Annotated in this window: 6 protein-coding genes and 1 rRNA gene; 6 read left to right on the top strand and 1 reads right to left on the bottom strand. The window is 71.3% G+C overall.

Translation table 11 applies throughout. From position 1 onward, the window contains the following. Nucleotides 1-35: 35 nt before the first annotated feature. A 5S ribosomal RNA gene (gene rrf, locus BFN01_RS12970) occupies nt 36-152 on the top strand. 132 nt (nt 153-284) lie between these two features. Further along, nucleotides 285-419 (top strand): hypothetical protein, encoded by a 135-nt coding sequence (locus BFN01_RS15925; RefSeq protein WP_256221160.1) that lies wholly within the window; start codon nt 285-287, stop codon nt 417-419. 63 nt (nt 420-482) lie between these two features. Here BFN01_RS15925 and BFN01_RS12965 read toward each other — a convergent pair whose 3' ends face one another. After that, complete coding sequence (locus tag BFN01_RS12965) at nt 483-1,271, bottom strand: IclR family transcriptional regulator (RefSeq protein WP_371261040.1); 789 nt, start codon at nt 1,269-1,271, stop codon at nt 483-485. A 51-nt stretch (nt 1,272-1,322) separates the two neighbouring features. On the opposite strand from BFN01_RS12965, the gene hutH reads away from it, so the two are divergent. From hutH to BFN01_RS12945, 4 genes are read left to right on the top strand one after another with little or no spacing between them, the layout of a single operon-like run. Then, on the top strand, nt 1,323-2,864 hold the full coding sequence (gene hutH / locus BFN01_RS12960; RefSeq protein WP_071644763.1) for a histidine ammonia-lyase: 1,542 nt from the start codon (nt 1,323-1,325) through the stop codon (nt 2,862-2,864). Beyond that, the gene (gene hutU / locus BFN01_RS12955) at nt 2,857-4,524 is read left to right on the top strand and encodes a urocanate hydratase (RefSeq protein ID WP_071644762.1); all 1,668 of its coding nucleotides are present in this window, start codon (nt 2,857-2,859) and stop codon (nt 4,522-4,524) included. Before hutH ends, hutU begins: the two co-directional genes overlap by 8 nt. After that, nucleotides 4,521-5,696 carry an imidazolonepropionase gene (hutI, locus tag BFN01_RS12950; RefSeq protein ID WP_071644761.1) on the top strand — a complete coding sequence of 392 codons (1,176 nt, stop codon included), beginning with the start codon at nt 4,521-4,523 and terminating at the stop codon, nt 5,694-5,696. The genes hutU and hutI overlap by 4 nt, the downstream gene beginning before the upstream one ends. Beyond that, complete coding sequence (locus tag BFN01_RS12945) at nt 5,693-6,598, top strand: arginase family protein (RefSeq protein WP_071644760.1); 906 nt, start codon at nt 5,693-5,695, stop codon at nt 6,596-6,598. The genes hutI and BFN01_RS12945 overlap by 4 nt, the downstream gene beginning before the upstream one ends. The last annotated feature ends 22 nt before the right edge of the window (nt 6,599-6,620 follow it).

Below are 6,620 nucleotides of genomic sequence, written 5' to 3'. Positions count from 1 at the left end.
GCGAGTGATGTTGCCGATGAACATGTCAATAGTGTTACGGCGGCCATAGCGTGAGGGAAACGCCCGGTCACATTCCGAACCCGGAAGCTAAGCCTCACAGCGCCGATGGTACTGCAGGGGGGACCCTGTGGGAGAGTAGGACACCGCCGGACTTCTTCTGTGAAAGAGCCACCCATCGTTGGGTGGCTCTTTTGCGTTAAGTCCCCCATGATTTGACTTCCCCCGGGGACGGGCTATGGTCGGTGGTTACCGAACCCGCCAGCCGAAAGAGGGGAAGCGAGTCCATGTCTGGAAAGACACCGCAATCACGAGCCGGGAAGAAGACACCCCAGCTCTCACTCAAGGAGAAGAGAGCCGAGAAGCGCGCCAAGCGCGAACCGGAGTCCTTCCTCAAGCCCCGCAAGGGCGCGTCCGGCTGATCCCGGCTCGTCGAGGGCGTCGTGTCGACTGCACATCGCAGTCCGCGGCGCCCTTCGTCGTTCTCATCGGCGGTCGTACCCCAGCCTGCTCTGCAGCATCCGGGCGGCCGCAGTCACCTCCGCCTGCGCAGGAGCGTCCCGTGCGTCCTCCCACGTCACCGCGACCGCGGCGATCGGCCAGCCGGCGTGGTCGTGCACTGCCGCGGCGACGGAGCGGAAGCCCGCCGTCACCTCTCCGTCTTCCGTGGCGACGCCTGCCTGACGTACCTGGCGGAGCACCTCACGCAGCTCGGCCGGACGCGCCGGTCCACTGCCCGTCCGGTCGGTGAACGCGGCGGTGTCCGGGTAGAGCGCTCGCACCTGCGCGCGGGGGAGGGCGGCCAGCATGGCACGCCCGGTCGCCGTGAGGTGCGCGGGCAGCCGCACGCCCACATCCGTGACCAGCGCGGGCCTGCGGGCAGCGCGCTCCTCGACGATATAGAGCACGTCGCGTCCACTCATTACCGCCAGGTGGGCGCTCTCGCCGACACGATCAGCGAGACCGGCGAGGATCGGCCGACCCAGCCGGGCCAGCGGCTCCTGCCTGGCATAGCCGCCGGCGAGCTCGAACGCGCTGGTGCCCAGCCCCCAGCGCCGCTCCTGCGCGAGATGCACGACGAAGCCGTGCTCCTCGAGGGTCGCGAGGAGGTGATAGACGGTGGAGCGCGGAATGCCGAGCTCTCGGGCGAGTGCGGTCGCCGCGATCGGCGCGGGCCGGCGTGCGAGGTGCCGCAGGATGCGCAGCGTCTGGTCGGCTGCCGGAACCTGTGGACGGTGCAGCTCGGCATCCGGTATGTCTGTGATCACAGACACAGTCTTCCACTCGACGCCCCGCCGGCGAACGTCTCGGTGTGGAATCGAGGTATGCAGCATTCGTCTCCCGTCACCATCGGCGCGACTTCCCTGTCGCCGGACGACGTCGTCGCCGTCGCACGCCACTTCGCACCTGTGGTGATCGCGGATGCCGCCCGCCAGCGGGTCGCTGCCGCGCGCACGGTGATCGACGGGAGGGCGGCCGATCCGCACCCGCACTACGGTGTCTCGACCGGGTTCGGAGCCCTCGCCACCACCTTCATCGCTTCCGAGCGCCGCCGCCAGCTGCAGATCAGTCTGATCCGCTCCCACGCCGCCGGCACCGGAGCCGAAATCGAGACCGAGGTCGTGCGGGCCCTGCAGCTGCTCCGCCTGCAGACTCTGGCATCCGGTCACACGGGCGTGCGGCCCGTCGTCGTCGACACCTACGCGGCGATGCTGAACGCCCGCATCACCCCGGTCGTCCGCGAGTACGGCTCGCTCGGCTGCTCGGGCGACCTCGCCCCGCTGGCCCACGTCGCGCTCGCGTCGATGGGCGAGGGCGACGTCCGCGACGCCGACGGCGCGCTCGTGTCCGCTGCCGACGCTCTCGCCGCGGCCGGCATCGAGCCTCTCGTCCTCGTCGAGAAGGAGGGCCTCGCACTCATCAACGGCACCGACGGCATGCTCGGGATGCTGCTGCTCGCGCTGCATGACCTCGAGACCCTCATCACCGCCGCCGACCTCGCCGCCGCGATGTCCGTCGAGTCTCAGCTGGGCACCGATGCCGTGTTCGCCGCCGACCTGATGGCGCTTCGTCCGCAGGTGGGTCAGGCGACGTCGGCCGCGAACCTGCGCGCGGTCCTCGCCGACTCGCCCATGGTCCACAGCCACAAGGGGCCGGAGGACGGCCGGGTGCAGGACGCCTACTCGCTGCGCTGCTCGCCGCAGGTGCACGGCGCGGCACGCGACACGATGGCCCACGCGGCCCTGATCGCCCGGCGCGAGCTCGCGTCCGTGGTCGACAATCCGGTCGTCACCGCGGACGGGCGCATCGAGTCGAACGGCAACTTCCACGGGGCGCCGATCGCCGCGGTGCTCGACTTCCTCGCGATCTCGGTCGCTGATGTGGCCTCCGTCTCGGAGCGACGCACCGACCGGGCCCTCGACCCCGCGCGCAGTCACGGCCTGCCCCCTTTCCTCGCGCACGAGGTCGGTGTCGACTCCGGGCTGATGATCGCGCAGTACGCGGCGGCCGGCATCGTCTCCGAGCTCAAGCGCCTCGCCGTGCCGTCCTCGGTCGACTCGATCCCGTCATCCGCGATGCAGGAGGACCACGTGTCGATGGGCTGGTCGGGAGCCCGAAAGCTGCGCCGTGCCCTCGACGGTCTCACGCGGGTGCTCGCCATCGAGATCCTCACCGGCGCGCGTGCCCTCGATCTGCGGGCCCCCCTCCAGGCGGGTCCCGCGACGGGCGCCGTGCGCGACCTCGTCCGCACCGTGGCCGCAGGTCCCGGTCCGGACCACTTCCTCTCACCCGACATGGAGGCCGTGACCGAGCTCGTCCGCTCGGGCGCCGTCCTCCGCGCTGCGAAGGAGCACGCGAATGTCTGACACCACCACCCGCACCATCCGCGCCGCGCGCGGCAACGAGCGTACCGCGAAGAGCTGGGGCGCCGAGGCCGCGAAGCGGATGCTCATGAACAACCTCGACCCCGAGGTCGCCGAGCACCCGGAGGACCTCGTCGTCTACGGCGGCACCGGGCGGGCCGCGCGCAGCTGGGAGGCGTACGACGCGATCGTCCGCACCCTCGATGAGCTCGAGCCCGACGAGACGCTGCTCGTGCAGTCCGGCAAGCCGGTCGGCGTGTTCCGCACCCACGAGTGGGCCCCGCGCGTTCTGATCGCGAACTCCAACCTCGTCGGCGACTGGGCCACCTGGCCCGAGTTCCGCAAGCTCGAGGCCGCGGGCCTGATGATGTACGGCCAGATGACCGCAGGTTCATGGATCTACATCGGCACCCAGGGCATCCTGCAGGGCACGTACGAGACCTTCGCCGCCGTCGCCCGCTCCCTCGGCAGGGACTCGCTGCGGGGCACGCTCACCCTCACCGGCGGCGCCGGCGGAATGGGCGGCGCCCAGCCGCTGGCCGTCACGCTCAACGACGGTGTCGTGCTGATCGTCGACGTCGACGAATCGCGCCTCTCGCGCCGTGTCGACCACGGCTATCTCGACGAGTACACCACCGACCTCGACGAGGCGGTCGCGCGCGTCGTCGCCGCGAAGGAAGCAGGGGAGGCTCTCTCCGTGGGCGTCGTCGGCAACGCCGCCGAGGTGTTCCCCGAGCTCAAGCGCCGTCAGGATGCAGGGCAGCTGACGATCGACGTGGTCACCGACCAGACCAGCGCGCACGACCCGCTCGCCTATCTGCCGGTGGGGATCTCGGTCGCGGACTGGAAGACCGAGGCCGATCGCGAACCCGAGGAGTTCACCCGCCGCTCGCGCGAGTCGATGGCCGCGCACGTCGCCGCCATGGTCGCGTTTCAGGATGCCGGCGCAGCGGTCTTCGACTACGGCAACTCGATCCGCGCCGAAGCGCAGCTCGGGGGGTTCGCGCGCGCCTTCGAATTCCCCGGGTTCGTGCCGGCGTACATCCGCCCGCAGTTCGAAGAGGGCCGCGGGCCCTTCCGGTGGGCTGCGCTCTCGGGGGACCCCGAGGACATCTACAAGACCGATCGCGCGATCGCCGAGCTCTTCCCCGACGACAGGCCGCTGCACCGCTGGCTCGACAAGGCCCGCGAGACGGTGCGCTTCGAGGGCCTTCCCGCTCGCATCTGCTGGCTCGGCTTCAAGGAACGCCACCTCGCGGGCCTGAGGTTCAACGAGATGGTCGCCTCGGGTGAGCTGTCGGCTCCGATCCTCATCGGCCGCGATCACCTCGACTCCGGGTCGGTGGCCTCGCCGTACCGGGAGACCGAGGCCATGAAGGACGGCTCCGACGCGATCGCCGACTGGCCGCTGCTCAACGCGCTGCTGAACACCTCGTCCGGTGCCAGCTGGGTGTCGCTGCATCACGGCGGCGGTGTCGGCATCGGCCGCTCCATCCACGCCGGGCAGGTGACCGTCGCCGACGGGTCGGATCTGGCCGCCGAGAAGCTCGAGCGCGTCCTGACGAACGACCCGGGCACCGGTGTGATGCGCCATGTCGACGCCGGCTACGAGCATGCGCGCGACATCGCCCGCGAGCGCGGACTCAAGGTGCCGATGCTGTGACCGCCTCGCTCATCACGAACATCGGGGAGCTGACGACGAACGTCGCCACCCCGGCCGACCGGTGCGGCACCGTGCACGACGCCGCCGTGCTGATCGCAGACGGACTGATCTCGTGGGTCGGCTCGTCGAATGACGCACCGGCCGCCGATGCGGTGGTGGATGCCGGTGGTCGGGCGGTCATCCCCGGCTTCGTCGACAGCCACAGCCACATCGTGTTCGGCGGCGATCGGGCGGCCGAGTTCGAGGCGCGCATGGCGGGGGAGAAGTACGCTGCCGGTGGCATCCGCTCCACCGTCGCCGCCACCCGCCAGGCGAGCGACGACGAGCTGCGGGCCCGCGTCCGCGGCTTCATCGACGAGATGCTCGCGCAGGGCACGACGACGGTCGAGATCAAGAGCGGCTACGGTCTCGACGTCGAGACCGAGCAGCGTCTGGTGCGCCTCGCCGCCGAGGTGACCGAGGAGGTCACCTTCCTCGGTGCGCACGTCGTGCCGGCGGAGTACGCCGGGCGCGCCGACGAGTACGTCGAGCTCGTGGTCGGCGCGATGATGGATGCCTGTGCGCCGCACGCCACGTGGATCGACGTGTTCTGCGAGACCGGTGCGTTCAGCGTCGCACAGTCACGACGAGTGCTCGAGGCCGGCATCGCCCGCGGGCTGAAGCCGCGCATGCACGCCGGCCAGCTCGGCCCCGGCCAGGGTGTGCAGCTCGCCATCGAGCTCGGCGCGGCGTCGGTCGATCACGGCACCTTCCTGACCGACGACGACGTCGCGGCGCTCGCCGCATCCGACACGGTGCTCACCCTGCTGCCCGGCGTCGAGTTCTCGACGCGGCAGCCGTACCCCGACGCGCGGCGCCTCATCGATGCCGGAGTGACGGTGGCCATCGCATGCGACACCAACCCCGGCTCGAGTTTCACCTCGTCGATGCCGTTCTGCATCGCCGTCGCCGTGCGGGACATGGGCATGACGCCGGCTGAAGCCGTGCGGGCCGCGACCGCTGGGGGCGCGGCGGCGCTGCAGCGCTCGGACATCGGGGTGATCGCCCCGGGTCGTCGTGCCGATCTCGTGCTGCTCGACGCCCCCACGCGCGTGCACCTGGCGTACCGGCCCGGCGTGCCGCTCGTGCGGCAGGTCTGGAAGGACGGCGTGTCCGTCCGGCAGAAGGGATGAACATGGCGCTCGCACACGACGACCTCTGGCCGCGCGCCGGATCGTGGCCCGCTGCGGAGGCGGGGGAGCGCGCGGACGCCGCGCTGATCGGCATCCCGACCTGGCGCACCTCACTCTCGCCCACCGGCGCGCACGCGACCCCCGCCGCCATCCGCGACGCGCTGCCGCGCTTCAGCCCGGCGCTGATGGGGCCCCCGGTCATCGACCTGAACGCCGCGCTGCGGATCGTCGACGCCGGCGACGTGCCCGAGCCGGACGGCGACGACGGCGTGCGGCGCGCGCTCGAGCGCGTGCGTGCCCTCGCAGAGCAGACGCGGCTGATGATCGCCCTCGGCGGAGACAACTCGCTCACCTATCCGGTCGCCCGCGGTGCCGGAGCCGACGGGCTGATCACGCTGGACGCGCACCTCGACCTGCGCGACGGCGTCTCCAACGGCTCACCCGTGCGTCGCCTGATCGAGGACGCTCCCGACGGCGAGCGCATCGACCCGACGCGCATCGTGCAGATCGGCATCGCCGACTTCGCGAACTCGGCCGCCTACGTTCAGCGTGCCGCCGACTGGGGCATCCGGGTGATCACGCTCGACGAGGTGCGCGAGAAGGGCATCCCGTCGGTCGTGGCGGAGGCGCTCGCGGTGGCCGGCGTCGGCTCGCGCATCCATCTCGACATCGATGTCGACGTCGTCGACAGGGCGGCCGCTCCCGGCTGCCCGGCAAGCGTCCCCGGCGGGCTGGCCGCGGGGGAGCTACGCGCGCTGGTTCGCGCCATCGCTGCAGATGCGAAGGTCGCCAGTGCCGACATCGCGGAGGTCGATGCCACCGCCGACGCTGACGACGCGCGCACCGTGCGCCTTGCCGCGCTCTGCGTGCTCGAGCTGCTCGCCGGTCTCGCCTCGCGCTGACGCCGCGGGGCCGCGGCGGCCC

Origin of the sequence: Microbacterium sp. AR7-10 (genome assembly GCF_001878835.1) — a bacterium.
In the GTDB taxonomy this organism is placed as follows: domain Bacteria; phylum Actinomycetota; class Actinomycetes; order Actinomycetales; family Microbacteriaceae; genus Microbacterium; species Microbacterium commune.
Note: the sequence above shows the minus strand (reverse complement) of the source record. Positions and strands in the feature narration are given on the sequence as shown.